Below are 22,407 nucleotides of genomic sequence, written 5' to 3'. Positions count from 1 at the left end.
TGTGCAAGCGCGAGGATTTGCCATGTCGACCGGACCGAACCGCATTCTCGATGAATTCGCCAAGCTGATGACCGACGCCGCCGGCGCCGCCCAGGGCGTGCGCCGTGAGGTGGAGACCGCCTTCAAGGGGCAGGCCGAGCGCATTCTCAATACGATGGACGTGGTGCAGCGCGAAGAGTTCGAAGCCGCGCGCGAGATGGCCGCCAAAGCGCGGGAAGAGAATACCCGCCTTGCCGCCCGCATCGAGGCGCTCGAGGCGAAGCTTGCAGAACTGGCCGGCGACGCCACACCAGCGACGGCCGCCAAGCCGCGCACAAAAAAATAATCGTTAAACTTTTCCACATAGCCCGATCCTGAAAAGCGCTTTGCCGTGAATCGCTTAACGGCATTGCATGAATCTTTGTGACAGCGGCTTTCCACATGCGAATGACGCAGTGCGAAAAATTGGGCTGTTCACGCGACTCCCGATCAATAGACTGAATTTGTTGCATGATTCGGAGCAGGATCATGCGACCGGGCGGTGGGGTCCGGTCTGGGGTCTTTGCGTCGAGAAGTCGTCTTTGCGCGAAGAAAGTCCTGGCCGTCCGAGTTCTAGACAAGATTGTTCGTTGTGTGTGCCCTCCCGCGGAGCGTGTGGCGGCGCTCGTACAGAACGACAGGAAGCATTCCATGGAACTTCTCGAACTCGAATTCTCCCGCGAAATCCATCCGGTGGATGTTATCGAGCAGGTGGCCCACAACAACGACTGGTCCTTCGAGCGGGCCGGCGACGACGAGATTTCGATCTCGGTTGCCGGAAGCTGGACCGACTATCACGTCTCCTTTTCGTGGATGGAGGATTTCGAGGCGCTGCACCTGGCCTGCGCCTTCGATATCAAGGTGCCGGAGACCCGCACGCTGGAAGTGATGCGGCTCTTGTCGCTGATCAACGAGCAGATGCTGTTTGGCCATTTCGACCTCTGGGAGCAGGAGGGCGCGATCATGTTCCGCCAGTCGCTGCTGCTGGCCGGCGGGGTCGAGCCGTCGAGCCAGCAGGTCGAAGTGTTGCTGTCGTCGGCGCTGGAAGCCTGCGAATGCTATTTCCAGGCGTTCCAGTTCGTCGTCTGGTCGGGAACCTCGGCCAAGGACGCCCTGGCCGGTGTGCTGTTCGAGACCTACGGCAACGCCTGAGTCCCCGTTAAGGCAGACAAGACCAAGATGAGTTCGAACACCGAGCGCAAGCCCGAGATCAGTTTTGCCGATTTCGATCGTGTCGACATCCGCGCCGGCACGATCGTCGAGGCCGAGCCGTTTCCCGAGGCGCGCAAGCCCGCGTTCAAGCTGAAGATCGATTTCGGCGCCGGCATCGGTATCAAGAAATCGTCGGCGCAGATCACCAAATACTATACACCGGAGACGCTGATCGGCCGGCAGGTGTTCGCGGTGGTCAATTTCCCGCCGCGCCAGATCGGTCCATTCATGTCGGAAGTGCTCACTCTCGGCTTTCCCGACGAAGAGGGCGCCGTGGTGCTCGGCGCGATCGAGCGTAAGGTGCCGGATGGCGGGCGGTTGTTTTAGGGTCTCAACTGGGGATCGGAATCCCCCGCGAACCGGGATGGATTGATAATCCTTTCGGCAGATGCTTCAGCATGAATTTCATGCCATGTCGTGACAGGAGTGTCGCGCGTGGACATCATCCGCTTTTCCTGTCCGCGTCGACCAATTTCCTTATTCTGTAAAATTTGAACTGTTTGCCTTCGGCGATTAATTCAAGGTTGCCGTGTCGTGGCGGGCTGCGCTCCGGCGCGATTACCAGCAGATAGTCAAAGTCACGGGTCCAATGCGCTGCATACGCCGCCTCGACCGGTGGTAATGCACCGGCGGCGTAGGCCTCCAGCTCAGACATCGGGATAGGCCCGCCTTGCGGAACGGTCAGGTTTGCCACTTCCGGCCGGGGCCTGACCGGCTGTTTTCCCGGATAGGTGAACAGCGTTGGCATCAGTGCATTGCGTGTGACTACGGCCAACGCGGCAGCATTGTACATTGGATAAAGGAGCAGATTCGTTGGCGGGTCGTCTGGAAGGCCATTCTGGCCGGTAAGGATTCGCGAACCCATTGGAATGGCGTCGAACGCGGTCATAAGGGCACGATATTCGCTGCGGCACGACGTTTGGGCCCAGATCGCGATGCCACTGTTTGCAAGCCCGGCGCCAAACGCCAGCGCGACGAGAAGTGTTCCACGCGAGTCTTGCGGACGCTTGATCGTGACGAAGGCTGGCAGGATCAGAATAAGCGCCAGAAGGACGCGCCCGTCGACAAAGGCCGTGTCCACAACGCGAAACGGCATGACAATGAACAGGCACAAGAGCCCAAAGCCTATCCAGCAGCCGACGCGAGAGACCGCCACCATCCTGTGCTTCACCGCAAGGTAACTGAGAATGACCAGCACCACGGTCACAGCTGAGGAAGTGTATCTGCTGAAGCCGTTGACTTGAACCAGCGCCAACAATTTCGCCGACAGGGCCCATTCGGTTCCTTCGCCACCCACTTTGCCGCCGTAGGCGAGCGCCAGGGCGCCAACTGCGACGACCGGAGCAGCCATTCCGGCAACCAGCAAGATCGTGCGTTTCCAATTCTCAATATGGTCTGGCCAGCGGGAGAGTTCGTACAGCCCCACCACAATGCCATACAGGCCGAGGGCAAATAGGTGAGAGATATACAGAACCAGGACGAAGACGGCGTGGATCGCAAGGCGCAGCGGCAAAGGTCTTTCCGCAAGCCAAATCCAAACCGCGATGGACCAAAGAACGATCCCCAGTCCAAATTCAAAATTCACGAATCCGAAAGCGAAAGGCATGGCGTAGAGGAAGAGCGAAGCGACGAAGCCGCTGAGGATCACACGCCCCTGTGCGGCCGCTCCGACGGCCATTGCCCCGCTGACGACCAGCATTTGCGAGACTAGATAGAAAAGCTTTGATGCCAGTTCGATCCCGATCAAGCGCCCAGCGAACGGGACGACGAGATCCATGGCTAGATTAGGGTAGGGTGCCCACGCGGCTTCATAATAGGGATGGGCTTCGGGCGTACCGGCGCGCATCAGGATCGACATTCTTGCGAGATGATTTGGATAGTCTGCCATAGCGGGTATGTCGACGAGCAGTACGGGCAAGAAAGCCACCACCAGCAGAACTATCAGCAAGATACCTTCGGGCCTGATGAAATGGCTCGTGTAACTGTTGATTTTGTTGCTGGCTGTTGCTTCGAGCATGCCACAATGTAGGTAGAAATGGTAAATTTTGAGTCGCCGACAATTATCAATCTGACTTGGTCATGGCTCCGAAGTCGCACAATACGTCACGCCGAACCATCCCTTTGAAACAAGGTGCCGTGGCAGACTAACGGTTGATTGTGCGTCGCCGCGCTTTGTCATCCGTGGCGGTGTGTCAGCTTCGCCCTTGGATAACGAAAAGCACGATCAGGCCGCCAGCTTTCGCCGTGTGCCCAGTGCTTCCTCGACCGTGTCGAGGAACATTTCCGCACAGGCCTTCCAGCTGTAGCGCATGGCGCGTTCGCGGGCTTCGGCACGGTCGACGTTGAGCGCGGCGAGTGAGGCCTCGCGCAAATCGTTGGAGACCGCGCCGCCAAAACCATCGCCGACAATGTCGATCGGCCCGGTCACCGGATAGGCGGCAACCGGCGTGCCGCTGGCCAGTGCCTCGATGATGACGTTGCCGAACGTGTCGGTGCGGCTCGGGAAGACGAAGACGTCGGCCGAGGCATAGATCTCGGCCAGTTCGTCGTTGGGGCGATGGCCGAGGAAATGCGCTTGCGGATATTTCGCCTTCAGTCTGGCAAGCTCGGGGCCTTCGCCGACGATCACCTTGCTGCCGGGCAGGTCGAGGTCGAGGAAAGCACCCAGGTTCTTTTCGATGGCGACGCGGCCGACGCAGAGGAAGATCGGGCCGGGGAAGCCGAGGTCCTTCTTCCTGTCCGGGCGGAAATGGTCGGTGTCGACGCCGCGCGTCCATGGCCGCAGCTTGGTGAAGCCGCGCGCGGAAAGGTCGTCGGCGAGCGACTGGGTGGCCACCAGCGTGCCCTGGCCGGAATTATGAAAATCGCGCAGCCAGCGATAGGCCCAGCTTTCCGGCACCGGCAGGCGGGCGCTGAGATATTCGGGAAAGCGCGTGTGATAGCTGGTGGTGAATGGACGGCCGGCATTGCGGCAATAGCGCCGCGCCATGATGCCCAGCGGTCCTTCGGTGACGATGTGGATGTGGTCGGCCTTGCCGGCGTCGATCAGGCGCGCGACATGGCCGGGCGTGGTCAGCGCCAGCCTGATGTCGGGATAGGTCGGCAAGGGCAGGGTGCGAAAGATATTGGGCGTCAGGAAATCCACCGCGACGTCGAAGGATTTCAGCGTCTCGGTGAGCCGCTCCAACGTGTGGACGACGCCGTTGACCTGCGGGCGCCAGGCATCGGTGACCATCAGTATGCGCATGGCGGCCCTTTGCTTGAAAGGTCGACGGTTGCCTTGAGACGATGCCGGAACGGCGACCAGCCTGCTGCTCTCGCTTCGCTCCAGCGCACCCGGACAGGTACGGGGTCGAAGATAGGCGGCAAGGCCGAATCAATTGAGGTCGCGCGCTTCATGCGCGCTCTTGATCATGGTTTCATGACGGGCGGATGAAGCCGGTTCCACTTTTCGCAATCGTGCCCGGTTATGCCGGAACCTTGATGATGGCGCGCAGTCCGCCGAGCGGGCTGTCTTCAAGAGTGATGTCTCCGCCATGGGAGCGGGCGATGTCGCGGGCGATCGACAGGCCGAGCCCGGTGCCGCTGGCATCGAGGTTGCGGGCCTCGTCGAGCCGCACGAAAGGCTTGAACACGTCTTCGCGTCGGTCGGCGGGAATGCCCGGACCATCGTCGTCGATGGTGACCAGCAGCGAGCCGCGGCCATGGGTGGCGTTGACCTCCACCGTCTTGGCATAGCGGAAGGCGTTGCCGATGACGTTGGACATCAGCCGGGCAAAGGCATTGGGCCGCACATGCACATCGTGATCGCCGGCAAGCGTCGTCGACAGCTTACGCTTGCGCAGCCTGGCTTCCTCGTCGAGCTTTTCGAAATAGGCCTCGAGATCGAACCGTCCGGCGTCTTCCGAAGCTTCGCCGCGGGCAAAGGACAGATAGCCTTCGAGCATCGACTGCATGTCGTCGATGTCCTGGTCGAGCGCTGCCTTGGTCTCGGCCTTGCCGCCGGAAAGCGCCAGCTGCAGCTTGAAGCGAGTGAGGATGGTTCTGAGGTCATGGCTGACGCCGGTCAGCATGGCGGTGCGCTGTTCGATCTGGCGTTCGATGCGCTCGCGCATCTGCATGAAGGCAAAGCCGGCGCGGCGAACCTCCTCGGCGCCGCGCGGCCGGAAATCGCGCGGCATCGGCCGGCCCTTGCCAAAGCTTTCGGCGGCTTCGGCAAGCATCAGGATCGGCCGGATCTGGTTGCGCAGGAAGGGAATGGCGATCATCAGCAGCACCAGCGAGGTGCCGACCATCCAGATCAGGAAGATGTGGGTGTTCGAGGCATAGGCCTGGCTGCGGCGCACGAAGACGCGCAGCACCTTGCCCTCGAGCTGCACGCGCACCTCGACGATGTTGGAGTTGCCGACCGTGTCGATCCAGAACGGGCGGTTGATCTGGCGGGTGATCTCGGACGAGAGAACATCATCCAAAATCGAGAAAAACGGCTTTGGACCGGGCGCGGGAAGTGGGTCGGGCGGCAAGAGGTCGACCTTCAGCTGCATGCGGTCCTGGGCGATGCGGATGATGTTGGTGTAGTCGGCATCGCGCGGATAGGTCTCGATCAGGTCGATGATGGCGGCGATGTCGCGCACGGTGGCCTGCGACAGGCGCTGCGTCACGGTTGCCCAGTGACGTTCCATGAAGACGAAGGCGACGACCGATTGCAGCAGGATCATCGGCGCGATGACGATGATCAGCGAGCGGGCATAGAGCCGCTTGGGCATATAGAGCGAGACGAGGCGCCAGAAGCGGTTCCAGGCGCGCGGCACCGCCTTCAGCGTCCGCGCGGCGCGTGCGCTCAAGCCGCCATTGCCCGGCTGTTCCAGTTCCGTGGTTGCCATTCGCTCTTTTCGTTTGCCCGCAGCCGTTCAGCCGGCCGCAGGCGGCATTCTATTCCACGCTGAGCCGATACCCAATACCGCGTACGGTCTGCAGCCAGACCGGATTGGACGGATCGCGCTCGATCTTGCGGCGCAGCCGGTTGATCTGGACGTCGATGGTGCGCTCGCCGACTTCCGAATCGTCGCCGACAAGCTCGTGGCGGGGTATCGTCTCGCCCGCCCGCGCGGCGAAGATCGCCAGGATCTCCTGCTCGCGATCGGTCAGCTTCAACGCCTCGCCGCCACGCTTCAATTCGCGCCGGGCGATCTGGAAGGTGTAGGGGCCGAAGACCAACTGCTCGACCTTGGGCGTGGTCGCCGGGCCACCGCGGCGCAGGATGTTGTTGATGCGCAGGATCAACTCGCGCGGATCGAACGGCTTTGGCAGATAGTCGTCGGCGCCAGCCTCCAGCCCTGAGATGCGGCTGTCGGTCTCCGACAGCGCTGTGAGCATCAGGATCGGTACGTTCTTTTCGGCCCGCAGCGACTTGGTCAGGTCGACGCCCGTCTCGCCGGGCATCATGACGTCCAGCACCAGAAGGTCGAAGTCGAGGCCGGCAAGCTTGCGCCTGGCTTCGCCGGCATTGCCGGCAACGGTGACGCGAAAGCCATTTTCGGTCAGATACTGCTTGAGAAGATTGCGGATGCGGGTGTCGTCGTCGACGACAAGCAGATGCGGCGCGTCGTCGTCCGGCGCGGCCGCGTGATCGACCCGTTCAGTGCTCTCCATGGCTTTTCCCTGACATTTTTGCGGACCCAACGTCGATCTGCGCCCTCAGTTCCGGATTGACCATCGCTTCGAGGAACCGTTCCACCAAGGTCCGTTCGGTTACTCCGGAATCCCCCAATGCAGCATGGATGCGGCGCGACTGTGGCCGCGCCAGCGCCAGCGCCAGCGCACGGCCTTTGGCTGTCGGATAAAGTTCGCGCTGGCGGCGGTCGCGCGGACCTTGCAACTGCACGATATGGTCGGTGTCGATCAGTTGCTTGAGCACACGGGCCAGGCTCTGCTTGGTGATCTTCAGCACGTCGAGCAGTTCGGCGACCGTCAGGCCCGGCCTGCGGTTGACGAAATGCAGCACCCGGTGGTGGGCCCGGCCGAAGCCGTAATCGGCCAGGATCTGGTCCGGATCGGAGGTGAAGTCGCGATAGGCAAAGAAGAGCAGCTCGATGATGGCGAAGTCGATGCCGTCCTCGACCGACATTGCGGTCCTGATCGGTTTTCCGGCGGCTGGGCTTCGATCCGTCATTATTTCTCCGTGGGAAAGAGAGATTATGTCAGTACTATTGACGTAATTTCCCTGCAATGGTAATTTTTGACAAGCTTTTGGGCGGATTGCGAACGAAAAGGCAAGGGAAGCCGGTTTTTCCGGAATTTCCTAAGTTTGCCAGAGCGCAATTATCCGCCTACGCTCCACCATAAAAGCCGCTTTGGGCGGCCGACACGAAACACACAACGATACAACTATCCGGGCTGCCGCCCGTGGGAGGTTACCATGGCATCCGTTCCCTTCGATCAACTCGATGGCTTCATCTGGATGAACGGCGAATTCGTCCAATGGGGTGACGCCAAGATCCATGTGCTGACGCACGGGCTGCATTACGCCAGCGCTGTTTTCGAGGGAGAGCGCGCCTATGGCGGCGAGATCTTCAAGCTCAACGAACACACCGAGCGCCTGCATGAATCGGCACGCCTGCTCGGTTTCAAGATCCCGTATTCGGTGGCCGAACTCAACGACGCCTCTTCCACGCTTCTCAAGAAGCAGGGTTTCCAGGACGCCTATGTCCGGCCGATCGCCTGGCGCGGCAGTGAGCAGATGGGCGTCTCGGCGCAGAACAACCGCATCAACTGCGCCATCGCCATCTGGCAATGGCCGAGCTATTTCGATCCTGCGCAGAAGCTGAAAGGCATCCGTCTCGATGTGGCGGAATGGCGCCGGCCCGACCCGCGCACCGCGCCTTCCAAGTCGAAGGCCGCCGGGCTCTACATGATCTGCACCATGTCCAAGCACGCCGCCGAGGCCAAGGGCTATGCCGACGCCATGATGCTCGACTGGCGTGGCCAGGTCGCCGAAGCGACCGGAGCCAACATCTTCTTCGTCAAGGACGGCAAGATCCACACACCCAAGCCCGACTGCTTCCTCGACGGCATCACCCGCCGCACGGTCATCGGGTTGGCCAAGGATCGCGGCCTGGAGGTAATTGAACGCGCCATCCTGCCGGAAGAGCTGGAAAGCTTCGAGCAGTGCTTCCTGACCGGGACGGCAGCGGAAGTGACGCCGGTTTCGGAGATCGGGCCTTACCGATTCGAGGTCGGCGAAATAGCCAAGAATCTTATGAATGACTATTCTGCGGCCGTTCAGCCCAAGCACGCGATCGCCGCAGAATAACGAAAGTCACAGCTTTTTTAAGAAGTAGGGGCGGTTTTCGGGCCGCCCCTTTTATTTCAGCGTTTCTGCATTTGACTTTCGTCCAATTCGGCGTCTCATGATGGTGTCGGCCCGGGAGGCTGACAGCTATGGAGGGACTAATCATATGGACATGAACACGCTTCTTCCGATCATCATACAGGTGATTACTGGCATCATTGGTGGTCAGGCGGTCGGTGCGGCGCTCAAGACGGCGGCGATGGGTCAGCTTCCCAAAATCCTGGGCGGAGCCATTGGCGGCGTCGGTGGTGCGGCGATCCTCGGCAGCCTGCTGGGTGGCGGTGCGGTCGATCCGGCGGCTGCGGCAGCAGCAACGAGCGGTCTCGGCAGCGCGCTGAACCTGCAGAACATCGTCGGCGGCGCCGGCGGCGGCGCGATCCTGACCGCCATTCTCGGTGCGGTCATGGGCGCCATGAAGAAGTAAGCAGGCCGTTTCGGTCTTTCCAAATGGGCGGCTTCGGCCGCCCATTTCCGTTTTGGGGCTACTAACTGTTCGTCTTTCGAGGGTGGACGCCCTTTGTCGGCACCTCTACATCACCCGTGAACATCGAAAGGACGATCATGGGTCAGCTCAATGCCGGCATCGTGCCGGTCACACCGTTCCAGCAGAATTGCACCATCCTGTTCGACATGGATGACAAGCATGGCGTCGTCGTCGATCCGGGCGGCGATATCGACAAGGTACTGGCGGTGCTGAAGGACAATGCGATCTCAGCCGGAGCTATCTGGATAACGCATGGCCACATCGACCATGCCGGCGGTGCAATGGAGTTGAAGGAGGCGCTCGGCGTCGAGATCATCGGTCCGCATGAGGCCGACAAGTCGCTGCTCGACAATCTGGAAAACCAGGGCAAGCGCTACGGCATCGCCGGAGCGCGCAACTGCGTGCCCGACCGGTTCCTGGCCGAAGGCGAGACCGTGTCGTTCGGCGGCCATGTGTTCGAGGTGCTGCACTGCCCCGGCCATGCGCCCGGTCACGTCGTCTACTACAACCGCGCAGCCAAGTTCGCCCATGTCGGCGACGTGCTGTTCCGCGGCTCGGTCGGCCGCACCGACCTGCCGGGCGGCGACCACGCGGCGCTGATCGCTTCGATCAAGGACAAGCTCCTGCCGCTCGGCGACGACATCGGCTTCATCTGTGGCCACGGTCCCGGCGGACGTTTTGGCGAGGAGAGGCGGACCAATCCTTTTTTGACTTGAACCAGGCTCGGAACCGTTGCTGTTTTTCATCAGCCTCAAGCAGACCGTTGACATTGTAGAGACCACAACAAAAAAGCGCTGGCCTTGCGGTCAGCGCTTTTCTGTTTTGGGGCAGGGAAGCCCTTGGTTAGTTGGCAGTGCAGAAATGCTGTTCGCCGTCATTGCCGGTGAACGTGCCGGTACGGGAATTGAAGCTGCGGTAGCGGTCCGAGCAATATTCGTACCAGTCACGCGTCCACGGTTCGGCATAACGATTGGCGTAGACCACCCGCGGCTCCGCATAATAGCGGCGGACCGGGGCCGGGCGCACCACGACGTCACGATCGTAGTAACCGTCATCGTAGTAGCGGTCAGCGTCGGGCGGCGGGCGGTCATTGGCCAATGCGCCACCGATCAGCGCCCCGGCCGCGAGGCCGAGCACGCCGGCGGCAATGGCATCGCCATTGCCATGATGGCCATGATGACGGCGCCAGTCGCGCGCATTGGCGGCGGGCAAGGCCGTGAGCGTGGTGGCGGCCACGGCAGCGGCCAGGACGGCGGTTTTGAAAATTCGGTTCATGTCGGTCTCCTTCGTTCCGGCCCGTGCAGTTTCGGGGATGCGGTCCGGCTTTACCGAAGACTAATATGCGACCGTGGCTGAACGGGGGCTGAACGGATTTTAACGTGTTTATTCAAAACGGACGTCACAGGCTCTCGAGGGAGCGATCTGCCCGGGAGCGCCGGTTCGGAGCCGGCTCAGCCGACCGACAGGTTGACGGCCTTGGGACCCTTGCCGCGCTTATCCGGCTCGGTATCGAACGACACTTTCTGCCCATCCTCGAGGCCGGGAAGACCGGACGCCTGCACAGCTGAAATATGGACGAAAACATCCTTCGCGCCATCATCGGGCGTGATGAAGCCGAAGCCCTTGGCATGATTGAAGAATTTGACGGTGCCGGTCTGCGGCATGGGAAGCTCCTTTGTCCCATAAACTCCAGTCTCGGGCCGGCAAATGCCCGAGTGGAAATTTGTCCTTTATTTTAGCGTCATCGGCAAGAGAAAGTTTTGCGGGCGTCTAAAGCACGTTGCGGCATGCTTCGGGTCTTTGTTTTTATGCAAGTCGTTGCCCAGAACCCGGCCGCTTGGGCGACATCACTGGCCCGCGCCTTCGATAAGGAAAAGGCGCGACGAAGATCGCCGCGCCTTTCCAAATTCAGATCCCTCTCCAGGCCAGGTGCAGGCATGGAGCCTCCGTCGCACGTCTAAGTGACATGCGGCGCGCCGATGGCTCAGGCTGCGCGGAGGTTGACGGCCTTGGGGCCCTTGCCCATGCGGTCCGGCTCGACGTCGAAGGTGACCTTCTGGCCGTCAACGAGCGTGCGCAAGCCGGAAGCTTCGATCGCGGAGATATGGACGAACACATCCTTGGCGCCACCATCGGGCGTGATGAAACCGAAGCCTTTGGTCGCGTTGAAGAATTTAACGGTGCCGGTCTGGGCCATTGGGGAAACTCCTTCACCCGTTCAGTCTTTGGTGGTCCCGCCCGCCGCCTGGCGCAAAGGGCAGTTCCCGGTGGTTGCTTCGGCAGTCATGCATTGGCGCATGGTCAAACCCCCCGCCGAAAACGGGGCCGTCAGAGATTCACAGTATCGGGGAAAGGTCGTCCAAAACGTTCCGCTCTCCGGGTCGCAAATGCCCGAACACGGAATTTATCGCACGGAAACGTGATGGTTGCAAGATACCGCCGCGGGCCGCCGTACTGGCGCGTCCCGACGCATCAATCGACTGACCTGAGCATCGATGGGCTCGGCATAGGCTTGCTTGCCGGCCGGGTCATCGGCCAGAACCGGGCCACGAATGGGCCAGATGTCGAGGTGGCCGAGGAGGTCGACGCCGCCTACAGCCCCAGCGCGTTTCCGACTGAAAGGGCTGCAAACGGGGGTTGCATTTGGCAAGGGAATGGCGAGGATCGGCAACCGGGGACGCGATCGTGGGAGATCATCATGAAATATCTGGCGGCAATCTTTTCGCGGCAGGGTTTTGTCATCCTGTTGCTGTCGGCACTTCTTGCCGCCTGCACCGTCGTCGTCGATGACGGACCAGGGCCGCGTCCGCGTCCGCCCCGGCCGGAACCGCAATATTGCAGCAAGCAGTACGAGCCGGTCTGTGCCCGGCGCGGCGGCGATCGCCAGACCTTCGCCAATGCCTGTCTTGCCGACCGGGCCGGCTACCGCATCGTGCGCGACGGTCCGTGCCGCGACGGTGGCGGCGGTGGCGGCGGCGGCGGTGGTGAAGAGCAGACGTTCTGCACCCGCGAATATGCGCCGGTGTGCGCGCGCCGGCATGGCGAGATGCGCACCTTCCCCAATTCCTGCGAAGCCCGTGCCGCGGACTATCGCGTCGTTGGCGACGGGCCGTGCTGAGAACGCTGCGCCTCGTTGAGGAAGACAATCATCAAGCCGTCGGTTTCACCGGCGACAGTCGGCGACGAACTCGGACGCGGGCATGGGTCTGGCAAACAGCCGGCCCTGGCCGTAGTCGACGTCGCGCGCCGCGAGGTAGTCGGCCTGCGCCTGCGTTTCCCCGCCTTCGGCAACGATCTTCAGCTTTAGTGTCTTGGCCATGTCGATGATATGCGCGGTGACGGAATTGGTGGCGGAATTCGTGCTGATCGTATCGATGAACGATTTGTCGATTAGGAGCGCATCGAGCGGCAGCCCCTCGAGATAGGACAGGCTGGAGTAGCCGGTGCCGAAGTCGTCGATTGCCACTGCGTGGCCAAGTTCGCGGGCACGAACGAGCGTTGAGCGGGCCGAGTTGATATCGATGAACGCGCGCTCCGTGGCCTCGAGCCAGATTTGCTGGGGCCGGATCGCGGTGTGCTGATTTGATCTTTCCGCACCGACGAAAGGACGAGACAGCAAGCGAAGCCTTGAACCTGCGGCGCCGATGGCCTAGATCGCCACAGGCGGATAAAACACGGTAGGTTTCCCATCAACAGAGATCAAAGACGAGCGGCGGGTGCGGGAGCCAGGTCTGGCGCAGGCGGACAGCCGCCGCTGGGCCTCGACCAGTATGTGCAGCAGGCGTTGCAACTGCATCAGGCCGGGCGCCGGCAAGAGGCTGAGACGATCTACCGGCAGGTGCTGGCGCGTCAGCCCAAGCACGCGGCCGCGGCGCATTTCCTGGGACTGCTGCTTCACCAGACCGGGCGCAGCGAAGAAGGGCTGGATCTCATCGAACGGTCGGTGAGCCTGCAGCCGACGAATCCCGATTTCCTCAACAATTTCGGTACGGTGATGCGCGACCTCGGCCGCCCTGCTGCGGCCATCGATTTCTTCCGCGGCGCAGTGGATCTGCGGCCGGACCAACTCGCGGCGCGCGACAATCTCGGCTCATCGCTGAAACAGGTCGGCCAGTTCGAAGAGGCCGAAGAGATTTATCGCGGCACGGTTGCACGCAACCCATTTCATGTGCGCGCCCGCATCGGGCTTGCCGAAACCCTGCAGGAAGCCGGGCGGCTGGATGAGGCGCTGGCTGCCTTCCGCGAAGCGCTGGCGATCCGACCCAAGGATGCCGACCTGCTGCACGGGCTCGGCGTCGGGTTGATGGAAAAGGGCAAGCTCGACGAGGCGGCCGACCTGTTCCGGCAGGCGTTGGCGATCAACCCCGCCATGGCCACAGCCTGGCTGATGCTGACGCAGGTCAAGCGCCAGAAGGAGCGCGACAGCGAGCTTGGGGGCATGGAAGCCCAGCATGCCAAGGCGCCGCAGGACAGCCTGGCGCGCATGCAGCTGTCCTTCGGACTCGGCAAGGCGAATGACGATCTCAAGGATTATGGCCGGGCCTTCGACTATTTCGCCGAGGGCAATGCGATCCGCCGCAAAGGCATCGACTACGACCAGGCCAGGACGCGGGCCGAGTTCGAGGCGATGAAGGCCACCTTCGATGCCGGCTTCTTCGAGAAGCACAGGCCCAGCTCAATCAGCGACGACACGCCGATCTTCATTGTCGGCATGCCGCGTTCGGGCACGACGCTGGTCGAGCAGATCATTGCCAGCCATCCGCAGGTCTATGGCGCAGGCGAGCTCAGCATTTTGAAGAAGGCGGTCGGCAGGCAGTTCCCGGCGACTATGCCGGGTGGCTTCCCATGGGGCGTATCGGATACGGGCGATTCGGATTTTGCCGAGGCAGGCCAAGCCTATCTCGACATGCTCCATGCCCGCTATCCGAACATGCGCCACGTCACCGACAAAATGCCGGGCAACTTCCTGCTTGTCGGCTTCATCCACATGATGATGCCGAAGGCCAGGATCATCCACTGCGCGCGCGATGCGGCGGCCACCTGCCTGTCGATCTACAAGGTGCATTTCCGCGGCGACAGCCATCGCTATGGCTACGATCTCGGCGAGCTCGCCGACTTCCACAATCTCTACACCGACATCATGAAGCATTGGCACACGGTGCTGCCAGGCGTCGTGCACGATGTACGCTACGAGGATTTTGTCGCCGACCAGGAAGGCCAGACGCGGGCATTGATCGCCCATCTCGGCCTGCCCTGGGACGACGCGGCACTATCGTTCCACGAGACCGACCGACCGGTGCGCACGGCTTCAGCCGCACAGGTGCGCCAGCCGATGTATCAGGGGTCGGTCGATCTATGGAAGCGCTATGGTGACCGGCTGAAGCCGCTTCTGGACAGGCTGGATTAGCGCAACGCTCTCTAGCTGATCGTGGCCTTAGAGATTGGCCTAAGCACCCGCGTCGTCATCCTAGGGTCTTCACGACGGAGCTTCGCTCCTGCTTCGTCTTAGGATGACGAAGCTGAGGGGCTTCTGCCAATCTGCTACCGGCTGCTCAAAGCTCTATGAATGGCTTGAAGCCGCCGAAGATCATGCGCTTCCCGTCGAACGGCATGTCCGCCCAATCGGCCTTCAGGCGCGGATCTGCCATCACTTTGGCCATGACGGCATCGCGGCTCTCCCGCGACTCATAGAGGGCCCAGGCGAAGACGACGATCTCGTCGTCCTTGGCCTGCACGGCGCGTGGGAACGAAGTGACCTCGCCATAGGGCACGTCGTCGCCGATGCATTCGACATAGCCGAGCGCGCCGTGTTCCATCCATATAGGGCCTGCGAGGTTGGCCAGCCTCTTGTAGTCATCGAGATTTGCCTTGGGCACGGCAAGCACGAAGCCATCGACATAGGACATTGTGGGTCTCCTCCTGGAAGTTCACAATCCCTCACCGACGCCAGCCGGTGAGGGACTTCGCCATTTGCGATAGATCAGGCTTTCTTGACCGGCGCGTTCATCGCCCATTCGACGCCGAACGGGTCGCGCATATTGCCCCACTGGTCACCCCAGAACATGATCTGGAGCGGCACGGCGACTTCGCAGCCGGCATCGACGGCGCGCTTCCACCAGGCTTCGATGTCGTCGCTGCCGAGGTGAAGCTGCATGGTGTAACCCTGCGGCTTGACGGCAGGCATGCCGTTTTCGGGATAGAAGTCGGAGAGCATCAGCGTCGAGCCGTTGATGTGGAGGTGGATGTGCATGGTGCGGCCTTTTTCGTCCGCCGGATAGGCAAAGACCTGCTCGGCACCAAAGGCCTTCTTGTAGAATTCGGCAGCCTTGAAGGCGCCATCCAGCTGCAGATAGGGGGTCAATCCGCCGAGCACTTTGGCCGCGGGCTGAACGGGGGTCTGATCGGTCATCTGTTGTTCCTCTTTGCGTTTGGCCTTGCGAGCCAAAGGACGGATGAGGTGCCGGCGTTCCTACATGGCCGGCAGATTTTTTTGGCCGACCGGCCCTGGACAGTCCACGCAGCCGCAGTTGGACGAGAGGCGTGAAACGAACTTGCGTCGACCGCGCCCAATCAGAGCGCAATTCTCTCGGCTCGCAGGCTAGAACAGATGGATCAGGCGAACGCCTCTTCAAATCCTGGGACGACAATGATCCTCTACTATCAGACCCACTCACCCTTCGCGCGCAAGGCGCTCGTCTTCGCCCACGAGGTTGGCATTGCCGATCGGCTGGAGGTCATTCATCACGAGACCAGTCCGACCTTGCGCAATGCCCGCGTCTACGCCGAAAACCCGCTCGGCAAAGTGCCGGTGCTATTGCGGCCCGACGCGTCGCCGATCTTCGATTCCGATGTCATCTGCGCCTATCTCGACACGCTGCATGACGGTCGCAAGCTGCTGCCGCAGGACGGCGAGGCGCGCTGGCAGGCATTGCGGTTGCAGGCGGTCGCCCAGGGCCTGGCGCAGACGGGTATAGCCTTGCGCTGGGAGACGGAAAGGAGACCCGAAAAGTTGCGCTATGGTGCTCTCGCCGACGGATACCGGGAAAAGATCGAGGCGAGCTACGACTGGATCGAGAGCACGCTGGACGACGAGGCGCCGCTCCATATCGGCCACATCGCCTTGGCCACCACGCTGTCCTGGATGGCGTTCCGTCACCTTCCGCCTTTTCGCTCACGGGCACTGCTGACGCGCTGGTTCGAGGCTTTCGAAAAACGCGTATCGATGCAGGCGACGCCGCTTTCGGGCGATACGCATGACTGACTGGCGCCCCGCGAGGTCAGGGGCGGCGGCCGTTTTGCGCATCGAAGACGTCCGGAAACCCGATATCCTTGCGCAGCGAGGCAGGCAGTGAACGCAGGACGCGTTCGCTGCGGTGACGAGCGCGCGCTGCCGCATACCGGGTTGCCATGCGACCGATGGACGAAAGAACCGACATGATAATTCTCCCTGGGTTGGGCCGGCATCATCGTGTCGGCATCCCAAGGACGCGACGGGCTGAGGCTATCCGACAGACCGCCGAGATTTTTTTATCGCTAGCTCCGCAGCCTGCTTGAAGCGGGTTGTTGCTAACGCGATTACTTCAGGCCGCGGTTGTAGACGTTCGATTGTTTCAAGATCGGCCTTCTTCGCCTCTCCCTCTACGGCGAGGTCGTAGCTCGCCTGCATATTCATCCAGAACTGCGGCGTGGTTCCGAAGAACTTCGCAAGGCGCAAAGCGGTGTCGGGCGTTACCGGTGTCGTCTCGCTGGCCAGGCGCTCGATGCGTGTGCGGGGCACATGCAGCTTTTTGGCCAGCGTGTAAGGCTTCAGATTGAGCGGCACGAGATATTCCTCACGGAGAATTTCTCCGGGATGGATAGGTGGGTTGATGTTCAGCATTTTGAACCCTCTTCAATGATAGTCGGTGATTTCAACATCCTCCGCTTGCCCTTCCACCCACCGAAAGCAGACGCGGAATTGATCGTTGATGCGGATCGAATGCTGGCCCGCACGGTTACCTTTCAGCGGCTCAAGCCTGTTGCCGGGAGGTCTTCAGATCCGACAGTTCGGCGGCGTTGTCGATCATGAACAGCTTCCGCTGGGCTGAGCGAACAAGGTCCGATGGGAAGCCCTTCGGAGCCTTGCCGTTCGAAACGGCTTCGCTGGTCTTGTCTTTGAAGGAGCGTATCATCTTGCCGACCCGAGTGGCGTACCATGGCATGATACGCTTCGGAAGTCAAGAAGACGTCTCGTAACATGATACGAAACTCCGGCCTGCGCTCGACAGGCCGGAACTTCATCGGCAGTTTTGTTCACCGATTAGCCAGCGCCCTCCGCCACCGAGCGGAAGAAATCCTCTGGGTCTTCGACTTCGGTCAGCCGCCGTTTCTCGATCAGCCAGAAGCGGTTGCCGATGGCGCGGATGAAGGAGCGGTCGTGCGAGGCGAGCACACAGCTTGCCTGATGTGCCAGCAGTTCCGCTTCCAGGGCTTCCTGGCCGTCGATGTCGAGATGGTTGGTCGGCTCGTCCAGCAGATAGAAGTTGGGATTGGCGAGCCTCAGCGCCAGCATCATCAGCCGCGCCTTCTGGCCGCCGGACAGCGCACCGATCTTTTTCTCCTGCATCTCGATGACCACGCCGGCGCCTGCCAGCAGCGAGCGGGCACGCTGCTCGCCGACATCGTAGCGGCGCGAGACCAGCATCAGCGGCGTGTCGTCGCCGCTGATGCCCGACAGCGCCTGGTCGCTGTAGCCTAGCACCGTCGACGGCGTCACCTTCACATTCGGCACCGTGTCCGGTTCGACAATGGCATTGCGGATCAGGGTGACGAAGCGCGACTTGCCGACGCCGTTGCGGCCGAGCAGCACGATGCGGTCGCCCTGGCAGATATGGCGCTTGCCGGTTCGAAACAGCGGGGTGCCGTCGGGTGTTTCCACAGCCGCGTCGTCGAGCGTGATCAGCACCTTGGCGTGGGTGCCGCGATTGGCCAGTTTTATGGCACCCGCCGACTTTTCGCGGTGCGCCGGTGCGGCCGCTTCTTCCAGTTTTTCGGCCCGCAGGTTGAGCTGCTTGGTCTTCACCGTCAAAAGGTCGCTGCCCGAATTGATGCCGATGTTGTTGAGCTTGGCCGCCTGCCGGCGCAATTGCTGCGCCGCCTTCATGTCGCGCTGGAACTTGCGCTCGGTCGAGGCGTCGACGTCGTCGAGCGCCTGTCTTGCGCGGGAGTAGGGCAGGGCAAACGCCGGCGACTGTTCCGGGCGCAGGAATAGGGTCCGGTTGGTGGTGGCGTCGAGGAAGGCGCGGTCGTGGCTGGCGATGACGACGGGCACCTCGCGCGGCAGCGTGTTCAGCCAGGTTTCGAGCTGGCTGATGCGGACAAGGTCGAGATGGTTGGTCGGCTCGTCGAGCAACAGCACGTCCGGATCGGTGACCCAGACGCGTGCGATTAGCGCAAGCCTCTGCCAGCCGCCACTCAGCGCCTGCATTGGCCGCTCGCGCATCGGCTCGGGCACGTCGAGTGAATCCAGAACCACGTCGACACGCCACATCTCGCTTTCGGCCTGCTCGGACGGCAAGGCATCCGCCACCACCTGCCGGAACGTACGGGTGAGAAGGGCCTGGGCAACCGACTGTTCGACATGACCGACGCGCAGGCCGCGCGTGCGGGTGATGTCACCGGAGGTCGGCTCCATCCCGCCGGTCAGGCATTTCAGCAAAGTCGACTTGCCGCGGCCATTGGCGGCGACAATGCCGAGCCGGTCGCCGGTGCCGATGGTGAGGTCGAGATTGGCAAACAGCGGCGCACTCATGGTGACGCCGAGGGATTTGAGGCTGATCAGGGCCATTTGATTTCTCTGGTCTTGCCGGAGGAAAAGTCCGGTTCAATGCACTTTGACGGTGCGCAGGCTGGCCATCAGGCTCGGCGTTGCAACACCACGAAGGGCAGACCAAAAAATCGAAGCGGGAAAAACCCGGACCGTCCCTGGTCAGCCCTGCAAGCAAGCTCGCAGGGCAGAAATCGGGCCACGCTGACGATGGTGACGAAAAAACGTAAACACGTGAGCCCTCCTTTCAAGACGTTCGAGTGTGGGGAGCGATTACACCAAAGGCGGGGCTGGTGGCAAGTGGGTCGGCGGAATGCGGCGGCGGCGGAGCGCTTCCCTTCCCCTTCTGGGAGAAGGGGAAGGCGCTACTTTCCCGGCCTACCCGTCTTGCCCGGCCGGCGCTTTTCCCGACGGGCGTCGGCGGGGTCTTCGTAGGAGCCAATGCCTGTTCGCTGGCGAACAACTGGCTTGGCGGATTCGTCCCCCACGAGGGGGGAGATTGGCTGCGGCTTGGCCGGCACTTTTCCTTCGATCGGTTTTTCCGTCCGCCGTACAGTCATTTCATCGAGCGAGTTCTTCTTGAACAGTGGCTTGGTGACGTCGCCGGGAATGCCGAAGTCGGAGCCGTGCGCCTCTTCGGCCGACTGTTTCTTGAACAGCGAGCGTGACACCGCGCCGGCCGGCGTCGGCATGTCGGTACCTGGACCCATGTCGTCGATCGAGGGTTTCGAAAACAGCGGCTTTTTCACCGGCACAGTGCCATCGGCGCCCATCTCGTCGAGATCAGGCTTGCGGAAGAGGTTGGGCCGGGCAGCCTTGGCTGCCTCTTCGGCGGCACGCGCTGCGTCGAGCTTGCGAAAACGCTCCTGTTCCTCTGCTGTCCGATGTTTGGCCACGCCCTTGTTGTGCTTGCCCTTTTCGCGGCCGGAGGCCGGGCTTTCCATGTCGGCGTATTTGGCCAGCGGGTCTTCGGAGATGGACAGTTCCATCTCACGCAGGCGCTTGATTTCGTCGCGGATGCGGGCCGCCTTCTCGAAGTCGAGATTGGCCGCGGCATCGCGCATCTGCTTTTCCATCGCGTCGAGATGGGCCTTGAGGTTGTTGCCCATCATGGCGCCGGCACCGTCGGTGAACTGCGAGATATCGGCGCGGACGTGGTCCTTCTCGTAGACCGAATCGAGAATGTCGGAGATGCGCGACTTGACCGATTCCGGTGTGATGCCGTTGGCCGCGTTCCACTCCATCTGCTTTTCGCGGCGACGGTTGGTTTCGGCCATCGCCCGTTCCATCGAGCCGGTCACCTGGTCGGCATAGAGGATGACCTTGCCGTCGACGTTTCTGGCGGCGCGCCCGATGGTCTGGATCAGCGAGGTTTCCGATCGCAGGAAACCTTCCTTGTCGGCGTCGAGAATGGCGACGAAGCCGCATTCGGGAATGTCGAGGCCTTCGCGCAGAAGATTGATCCCGACCAGCACGTCGAAGGCGCCGAGGCGCAGATCGCGCAGGATCTCGATGCGCTCCAGCGTATCGATGTCGGAGTGCATGTAGCGGACGCGGATGCCCTGCTCATGCAGATACTCGGTCAAATCCTCGGCCATGCGCTTGGTCAGCACGGTGACCAAGGTGCGGTAGCCGGCCTTGGTGGTATCGCGAATCTCGCCGACGACATCGTCGACCTGGCTCTTGGCCGGGCGGACCTCGACCGGCGGATCGATCAGGCCGGTCGGACGGATGACCTGCTCGGCGAAGACGCCGCCGGCCTGTTCCATCTCCCAGGCGCCAGGGGTCGCCGAGACCGCGACCGAAAGCGGACGCATGGCATCCCACTCCTCGAAGCGCAGCGGCCGGTTGTCCATGCAGGACGGCAGACGGAAGCCGTATTCGGCCAGCGTCGCCTTGCGGCGAAAGTCGCCGCGATACATGCCGCCGATCTGCGGCACGGTGACATGGCTTTCGTCGATGAAGACCAGTGCGTTGTCGGGGATGTACTCAAACAGCGTCGGCGGCGGATCGCCCGGCTGGCGGCCGGTGAGATAGCGCGAATAGTTCTCGATGCCGGCGCACGAGCCGGTGGCTTCCAGCATTTCAAGGTCGAAGCGGCAGCGCTGTTCCAGCCGCTGTGCCTCAAGCAGGCGGCCGGCGCGTTCGAGTTCGACCAGCCGGTGCTTGAGCTCTTCCTTGATCGACTTGATCGCCTGGTTCAGCGTCGGGCGCGGCGTCACATAGTGCGAATTGGCGTAGATCTTGACGCTTTTCAGCTCGCCGGTCTTCTGGCCGGTCAGCGGGTCGAATTCGGTGATCTGCTCGATCTCGTCGCCGAACATCGAGATGCGCCAGGCGCGGTCTTCCAGGTGGGCCGGGAAGATTTCGATGGTGTCGCCGCGCACGCGGAACGAGCCGCGGACAAAGTTGATGTCCTGCCGCTTGTACTGCTGGGCGACGAGATCGGCGAGCAGCGCGCGCTGGTCGAGCCGGTCGCCGATCTGCATCTGGAAGGTCATCGCCGTATAGGTTTCGACCGAGCCGATACCGTAGATGCAGGACACAGAGGCGACGATGATGACGTCGTCGCGCTCAAGCAGCGAACGCGTCGCCGAGTGGCGCATGCGGTCGATCTGCTCGTTGATCGAGGATTCCTTCTCGATGAAAGTGTCGGTGCGCGGGACGTAGGCTTCCGGCTGGTAATAATCGTAGTAGGAGACGAAATACTCGACGGCGTTTTCCGGGAAGAATTTCTTGAACTCGGAATAGAGCTGCGCGGCAAGCGTCTTGTTCGGCGCCAAGATCAAGGCAGGGCGCTGCGTCTCCTCGATCACCTTGGCCATGGTGAAGGTTTTTCCTGAGCCGGTGACGCCGAGCAGCACCTGGGTGCGGTCGTGGTTATCGACGCCTTCGACCAGATCCTTGATCGCGGTCGGCTGGTCGCCGGCCGGCTCGAACTCCGACACCATCTTGATGGCGATGCCGCCTTCGGATTTTTCGGGGCGGGCAGGGCGGTGCGGCGTCCACAGCACGCCGTCCTTGTGCAGCGGATTGCCGGATTCGATCAGCGCCGACAGTGCCGCCACCGTCGCGGTGACGCTGCCCGAGGCCATGGTCTCGGCGTCCTCCAGCGAGATGTCGAGGCCGGCGACCGGATTGAGGCCGGCTGCCGTGCGCTCCCTGGCTGACGCCGCGCCACCCATCGAGGTGCCGCGCGAACTGCGCCCCGGCGAGCTTGAGCGCTCGGGTATCTTCTTCGACGGCTTCGGCGATTTGCCGCCGTCACCCTTGGCGACAAGACGTCCTTCGTTTTCGGCTTCCTGCTCGATCTGCTCGGCCCAATCCGCGATCGAACCGGTCAGCGGCGTGCCAGAGAGCTCCGGCTGCGGCATCTCGGCGAAGCCGCCTTTGTGCAGCGGCTCGGAGGCGTCGAGGAAATCGGTCAGCGGGCTGCGCCGCTTCGGCGCGGCGCGGTCGTCATTCGCCGTCGGCGGCGTTTTCTGATCGGGAGATTTGGCCATGTCCCGAATATGGGATTTCCTGGCCAAAATGGAA

Annotated in this window: 22 protein-coding genes and 3 pseudogenes; 9 read left to right on the top strand and 16 right to left on the bottom strand. The window is 62.0% G+C overall.

Translation table 11 applies throughout. The annotated features are described in order from the left end of the window. Positions 1 to 22: 22 nt before the first annotated feature. From LB519_RS25310 to LB519_RS25300, 3 genes are all read left to right on the top strand, one after another. A complete protein-coding gene (locus tag LB519_RS25310) occupies positions 23 to 325 on the top strand; it encodes an accessory factor UbiK family protein (RefSeq protein WP_013530008.1) in 303 nt (100 codons plus the stop codon). Positions 326 to 669: 344 nt separating this feature from the next. Continuing rightward, complete coding sequence (locus LB519_RS25305) at positions 670 to 1,170, top strand: YbjN domain-containing protein (RefSeq protein WP_013530009.1); 501 nt, start codon at positions 670 to 672, stop codon at positions 1,168 to 1,170. A gap of 27 nt (positions 1,171 to 1,197) precedes the next feature. Next, positions 1,198 to 1,557 (top strand): tRNA-binding protein, encoded by a 360-nt coding sequence (locus tag LB519_RS25300; RefSeq protein ID WP_013530010.1) that lies wholly within the window; start codon positions 1,198 to 1,200, stop codon positions 1,555 to 1,557. A gap of 115 nt (positions 1,558 to 1,672) precedes the next feature. Here the strand turns inward: LB519_RS25300 and LB519_RS25295 are convergent, their stop codons facing one another. The 5 genes from LB519_RS25295 to LB519_RS25275 all read right to left on the bottom strand — a co-directional run bounded on the left by LB519_RS25295 (position 1,673) and on the right by LB519_RS25275 (position 7,402). Beyond that, a complete protein-coding gene (locus LB519_RS25295; protein ID WP_013530011.1) occupies positions 1,673 to 3,247 on the bottom strand; it encodes a hypothetical protein in 1,575 nt (524 codons plus the stop codon). Positions 3,248 to 3,454: 207 nt separating this feature from the next. Next, the gene (locus LB519_RS25290) at positions 3,455 to 4,477 is read right to left on the bottom strand and encodes a glycosyltransferase family 4 protein (protein WP_013530012.1); all 1,023 of its coding nucleotides are present in this window, start codon (positions 4,475 to 4,477) and stop codon (positions 3,455 to 3,457) included. A 220-nt stretch (positions 4,478 to 4,697) separates the two neighbouring features. Next, on the bottom strand, positions 4,698 to 6,113 hold the full coding sequence (locus LB519_RS25285; RefSeq protein ID WP_013530013.1) for an ATP-binding protein: 1,416 nt from the start codon (positions 6,111 to 6,113) through the stop codon (positions 4,698 to 4,700). Between the two features lie 49 nt (positions 6,114 to 6,162). Further along, a complete protein-coding gene (locus LB519_RS25280; protein ID WP_013530014.1) occupies positions 6,163 to 6,882 on the bottom strand; it encodes a response regulator in 720 nt (239 codons plus the stop codon). Next, on the bottom strand, positions 6,869 to 7,402 hold the full coding sequence (locus LB519_RS25275; protein WP_024505623.1) for a MarR family winged helix-turn-helix transcriptional regulator: 534 nt from the start codon (positions 7,400 to 7,402) through the stop codon (positions 6,869 to 6,871). Before LB519_RS25275 ends, LB519_RS25280 begins: the two co-directional genes overlap by 14 nt. Positions 7,403 to 7,648: 246 nt before the next feature. On the opposite strand from LB519_RS25275, the gene LB519_RS25270 reads away from it, so the two are divergent. From LB519_RS25270 to LB519_RS25260, 3 genes are all read left to right on the top strand, one after another. Beyond that, a complete protein-coding gene (locus tag LB519_RS25270) occupies positions 7,649 to 8,542 on the top strand; it encodes a branched-chain amino acid aminotransferase (RefSeq protein WP_013530016.1) in 894 nt (297 codons plus the stop codon). Between the two features lie 145 nt (positions 8,543 to 8,687). Next, positions 8,688 to 9,005, top strand: coding sequence for a hypothetical protein (locus LB519_RS25265; RefSeq protein WP_013530017.1), 318 nt, complete (start codon positions 8,688 to 8,690; stop codon positions 9,003 to 9,005). Between the two features lie 137 nt (positions 9,006 to 9,142). Further along, entirely contained in the window at positions 9,143 to 9,781 is a 639-nt protein-coding gene (locus LB519_RS25260; RefSeq protein ID WP_024505622.1) for an MBL fold metallo-hydrolase, read from the top strand. 127 nt (positions 9,782 to 9,908) lie between these two features. On the opposite strand, the gene LB519_RS25255 is transcribed toward LB519_RS25260, so the two are convergent. The 3 genes from LB519_RS25255 to LB519_RS25245 form a co-directional block, all read right to left on the bottom strand. After that, positions 9,909 to 10,340 carry a BA14K family protein gene (locus LB519_RS25255; protein ID WP_013530019.1) on the bottom strand — a complete coding sequence of 144 codons (432 nt, stop codon included), beginning with the start codon at positions 10,338 to 10,340 and terminating at the stop codon, positions 9,909 to 9,911. Between the two features lie 176 nt (positions 10,341 to 10,516). Continuing rightward, entirely contained in the window at positions 10,517 to 10,729 is a 213-nt protein-coding gene (locus LB519_RS25250) for a cold-shock protein (RefSeq protein ID WP_013530020.1), read from the bottom strand. A gap of 320 nt (positions 10,730 to 11,049) precedes the next feature. Beyond that, positions 11,050 to 11,262 (bottom strand): cold-shock protein, encoded by a 213-nt coding sequence (locus LB519_RS25245; protein WP_006202520.1) that lies wholly within the window; start codon positions 11,260 to 11,262, stop codon positions 11,050 to 11,052. A gap of 501 nt (positions 11,263 to 11,763) precedes the next feature. Here LB519_RS25245 and LB519_RS25240 point away from each other — a divergent pair. Continuing rightward, entirely contained in the window at positions 11,764 to 12,183 is a 420-nt protein-coding gene (locus LB519_RS25240) for a Kazal-type serine protease inhibitor domain-containing protein (protein WP_013530021.1), read from the top strand. Between the two features lie 45 nt (positions 12,184 to 12,228). Here the strand turns inward: LB519_RS25240 and LB519_RS25235 are convergent. Then, positions 12,229 to 12,654 (bottom strand): annotated as a pseudogene (locus LB519_RS25235) (EAL domain-containing protein); the annotation flags it as partial. A 195-nt stretch (positions 12,655 to 12,849) separates the two neighbouring features. On the opposite strand from LB519_RS25235, the gene LB519_RS25230 reads away from it, so the two are divergent. Next, on the top strand, positions 12,850 to 14,472 hold the full coding sequence (locus LB519_RS25230; RefSeq protein ID WP_224621480.1) for a tetratricopeptide repeat-containing sulfotransferase family protein: 1,623 nt from the start codon (positions 12,850 to 12,852) through the stop codon (positions 14,470 to 14,472). Between the two features lie 145 nt (positions 14,473 to 14,617). On the opposite strand, the gene LB519_RS25225 is transcribed toward LB519_RS25230, so the two are convergent. After that, positions 14,618 to 14,971: a DUF1428 domain-containing protein gene (locus LB519_RS25225; RefSeq protein WP_027162146.1), complete on the bottom strand. Its 354-nt coding sequence runs from the start codon at positions 14,969 to 14,971 to the stop codon at positions 14,618 to 14,620. Positions 14,972 to 15,045: 74 nt separating this feature from the next. Then, positions 15,046 to 15,474 (bottom strand): VOC family protein, encoded by a 429-nt coding sequence (locus tag LB519_RS25220; RefSeq protein WP_013530024.1) that lies wholly within the window; start codon positions 15,472 to 15,474, stop codon positions 15,046 to 15,048. Positions 15,475 to 15,711: 237 nt separating this feature from the next. On the opposite strand from LB519_RS25220, the gene LB519_RS25215 reads away from it, so the two are divergent. After that, on the top strand, positions 15,712 to 16,326 hold the full coding sequence (locus tag LB519_RS25215) for a glutathione S-transferase family protein (RefSeq protein WP_024504188.1): 615 nt from the start codon (positions 15,712 to 15,714) through the stop codon (positions 16,324 to 16,326). Positions 16,327 to 16,342: 16 nt separating this feature from the next. On the opposite strand, the gene LB519_RS25210 is transcribed toward LB519_RS25215, so the two are convergent. From LB519_RS25210 to uvrB, 5 genes and pseudogenes are all read right to left on the bottom strand, one after another. Further along, positions 16,343 to 16,501, bottom strand: coding sequence for a hypothetical protein (locus LB519_RS25210; RefSeq protein ID WP_224621479.1), 159 nt, complete (start codon positions 16,499 to 16,501; stop codon positions 16,343 to 16,345). A gap of 158 nt (positions 16,502 to 16,659) precedes the next feature. Beyond that, positions 16,660 to 16,944: pseudogene (locus tag LB519_RS25205) on the bottom strand (HigA family addiction module antitoxin); the annotation flags it as partial. Positions 16,945 to 16,956: 12 nt separating this feature from the next. Continuing rightward, positions 16,957 to 17,236: pseudogene (locus tag LB519_RS25200) on the bottom strand (type II toxin-antitoxin system RelE/ParE family toxin). 128 nt (positions 17,237 to 17,364) lie between these two features. Then, the gene (locus tag LB519_RS25195; RefSeq protein ID WP_224621478.1) at positions 17,365 to 18,891 is read right to left on the bottom strand and encodes an ABC-F family ATP-binding cassette domain-containing protein; all 1,527 of its coding nucleotides are present in this window, start codon (positions 18,889 to 18,891) and stop codon (positions 17,365 to 17,367) included. Between the two features lie 344 nt (positions 18,892 to 19,235). Next, complete coding sequence (gene uvrB, locus LB519_RS25190; RefSeq protein WP_224621477.1) at positions 19,236 to 22,373, bottom strand: excinuclease ABC subunit UvrB; 3,138 nt, start codon at positions 22,371 to 22,373, stop codon at positions 19,236 to 19,238. Positions 22,374 to 22,407 lie beyond the last annotated feature (34 nt).

Source organism: Mesorhizobium sp. AD1-1 (assembly GCF_020164655.1).
GTDB classification, from domain to species: domain Bacteria; phylum Pseudomonadota; class Alphaproteobacteria; order Rhizobiales; family Rhizobiaceae; genus Mesorhizobium; species Mesorhizobium ciceri.
Note: the sequence above shows the minus strand (reverse complement) of the source record. Positions and strands in the feature narration are given on the sequence as shown.

What these genes read in the sequence shown, in the direction of transcription:
- LB519_RS25270 (WP_013530016.1), top strand. Translation starts at nt 7,649, where the DNA reads ATGGCATCCGTTCCCTTCGATCAACTCGATGGCTTCATCTGGATGAAC.
- LB519_RS25195 (WP_224621478.1), bottom strand. Translation starts at nt 18,891, where the DNA reads ATGGCCCTGATCAGCCTCAAATCCCTCGGCGTCACCATGAGTGCGCCG.
- LB519_RS25300 (WP_013530010.1), top strand. Translation starts at nt 1,198, where the DNA reads ATGAGTTCGAACACCGAGCGCAAGCCCGAGATCAGTTTTGCCGATTTC.
- LB519_RS25245 (WP_006202520.1), bottom strand. Translation starts at nt 11,262, where the DNA reads ATGGCCCAGACCGGCACCGTTAAATTCTTCAACGCGACCAAAGGCTTC.
- LB519_RS25280 (WP_013530014.1), bottom strand. Translation starts at nt 6,882, where the DNA reads ATGGAGAGCACTGAACGGGTCGATCACGCGGCCGCGCCGGACGACGAC.
- LB519_RS25275 (WP_024505623.1), bottom strand. Translation starts at nt 7,402, where the DNA reads ATGACGGATCGAAGCCCAGCCGCCGGAAAACCGATCAGGACCGCAATG.
- LB519_RS25295 (WP_013530011.1), bottom strand. Translation starts at nt 3,247, where the DNA reads ATGCTCGAAGCAACAGCCAGCAACAAAATCAACAGTTACACGAGCCAT.
- LB519_RS25290 (WP_013530012.1), bottom strand. Translation starts at nt 4,477, where the DNA reads ATGCGCATACTGATGGTCACCGATGCCTGGCGCCCGCAGGTCAACGGC.
- LB519_RS25215 (WP_024504188.1), top strand. Translation starts at nt 15,712, where the DNA reads ATGATCCTCTACTATCAGACCCACTCACCCTTCGCGCGCAAGGCGCTC.
- LB519_RS25250 (WP_013530020.1), bottom strand. Translation starts at nt 10,729, where the DNA reads ATGCCGCAGACCGGCACCGTCAAATTCTTCAATCATGCCAAGGGCTTC.
- LB519_RS25210 (WP_224621479.1), bottom strand. Translation starts at nt 16,501, where the DNA reads ATGTCGGTTCTTTCGTCCATCGGTCGCATGGCAACCCGGTATGCGGCA.
- LB519_RS25305 (WP_013530009.1), top strand. Translation starts at nt 670, where the DNA reads ATGGAACTTCTCGAACTCGAATTCTCCCGCGAAATCCATCCGGTGGAT.
- LB519_RS25260 (WP_024505622.1), top strand. Translation starts at nt 9,143, where the DNA reads ATGGGTCAGCTCAATGCCGGCATCGTGCCGGTCACACCGTTCCAGCAG.
- LB519_RS25225 (WP_027162146.1), bottom strand. Translation starts at nt 14,971, where the DNA reads ATGTCCTATGTCGATGGCTTCGTGCTTGCCGTGCCCAAGGCAAATCTC.
- LB519_RS25220 (WP_013530024.1), bottom strand. Translation starts at nt 15,474, where the DNA reads ATGACCGATCAGACCCCCGTTCAGCCCGCGGCCAAAGTGCTCGGCGGA.
- LB519_RS25265 (WP_013530017.1), top strand. Translation starts at nt 8,688, where the DNA reads ATGGACATGAACACGCTTCTTCCGATCATCATACAGGTGATTACTGGC.
- LB519_RS25240 (WP_013530021.1), top strand. Translation starts at nt 11,764, where the DNA reads ATGAAATATCTGGCGGCAATCTTTTCGCGGCAGGGTTTTGTCATCCTG.
- uvrB (WP_224621477.1), bottom strand. Translation starts at nt 22,373, where the DNA reads ATGGCCAAATCTCCCGATCAGAAAACGCCGCCGACGGCGAATGACGAC.
- LB519_RS25285 (WP_013530013.1), bottom strand. Translation starts at nt 6,113, where the DNA reads ATGGCAACCACGGAACTGGAACAGCCGGGCAATGGCGGCTTGAGCGCA.
- LB519_RS25255 (WP_013530019.1), bottom strand. Translation starts at nt 10,340, where the DNA reads ATGAACCGAATTTTCAAAACCGCCGTCCTGGCCGCTGCCGTGGCCGCC.
- LB519_RS25310 (WP_013530008.1), top strand. Translation starts at nt 23, where the DNA reads ATGTCGACCGGACCGAACCGCATTCTCGATGAATTCGCCAAGCTGATG.